This window comes from Paenibacillus sp. KS1, from assembly GCF_001680695.1.
GTDB classification, from domain to species: Bacteria; Bacillota; Bacilli; order Paenibacillales; family Paenibacillaceae; genus Paenibacillus_B; species Paenibacillus_B suaedae.
Map to the genome: position 1 here is coordinate 1 of NZ_MAIS01000249.1, position 1,134 is coordinate 1,134.

Consider the following 1,134-nt stretch of genomic DNA (forward strand, 5'->3'; position numbering starts at 1 on the left):
TCCCGGGAGAGTAGGACGTCGCCAAGCAAATGAAATAACCCACTAACTATTTTAGTTGGTGGGTTATTTGTTGTCCACAGCTTATCCACAACGATGAATAGGTATGTTGTTGAAGAAATATGCACAGAGGGATAACTTTATAAAATGAAAAATCTCGTATATATAAGCCGTCCCATCCACAATTTCTGTTGAAAACGTGTTCATAACATTGGATAACTACACGATAATAATTCGATATTTCGCAAAATTACGAAGTTATGCACATTCTAGCAATGATTCAATTATCCACACGTTGATAAGTTTCAAAGATAATTGAATCGTAAAATATTTATTCAGTGAGGGCCAGATTAGTGCCAATTACACTATAGGTAAGTTAATAACGATCCACATCTTATACACTCCAAGTTTATAATTCTTTCACGCACTTCTTCATGTCACCCATTAAAAGTTATGAAATCCTAATATTGATGCTTTTATTTGCTTATGGAAATGAAGTTGTTTGTAAGCGTATTCCCCTAAATATATTAGGATTGCACATTCGACACTGATAATTAGTTATCTTTCAAATGGAAGTCTGTCTGCGAGGAATTAACTATCTATGAAGTCTATCGCGGTTATTATACGTACAGCACTATTTGTTAAGAGCGGTTGCAGTAAAGAAGAGGCAATGACTAATGCGGTGAAGGAAATCGTACAGCATAAGAAGTTAGTTGAGGAAGTACTCAATTCTATGCAGAAGGGATTGGAAGAGAAATTGGATGCTGAGCGAGAAAAGGAAAATAAGAAAATATTCATAGTTATGGATGAAATAAAAAAAGTTATCGAATGCCTGGTGCAATTTGATAACTCTTTTTTTGTATGGAAGCAGAGAAGGAAGATGTAACAAACAGTATCAGTTTTCATTTGCAAACTGGCATTACGGAGTTGGTCGTTCACATTTCATTTCTGATTTTATTCTTAAATCTTATTCATTGAATGTTAAGTTGAGTATTACATGTTCAATGTTAGCATAAAAAGAGGGTTTAAAATGAAACATAGGAGGAAATAGAACAAATGAACATTAAAACAGCAATTCTAGCATCTATGATCGTATCCAGTATGTTGGTTGCCGTGGCAGGCCCGATTCCTGCAGGG

Annotated in this window: 1 protein-coding gene; it reads left to right on the forward strand. The window is 34.8% G+C overall.

Annotated elements, in window-relative coordinates:
• Positions 1 to 598 precede the first annotated feature (598 nt).
• Positions 599 to 883, forward strand: a complete 285-nt coding sequence (locus BBG47_RS28125) for a hypothetical protein (protein ID WP_065294478.1) — start codon at positions 599 to 601, stop codon at positions 881 to 883.
• Positions 884 to 1,134 lie beyond the last annotated feature (251 nt).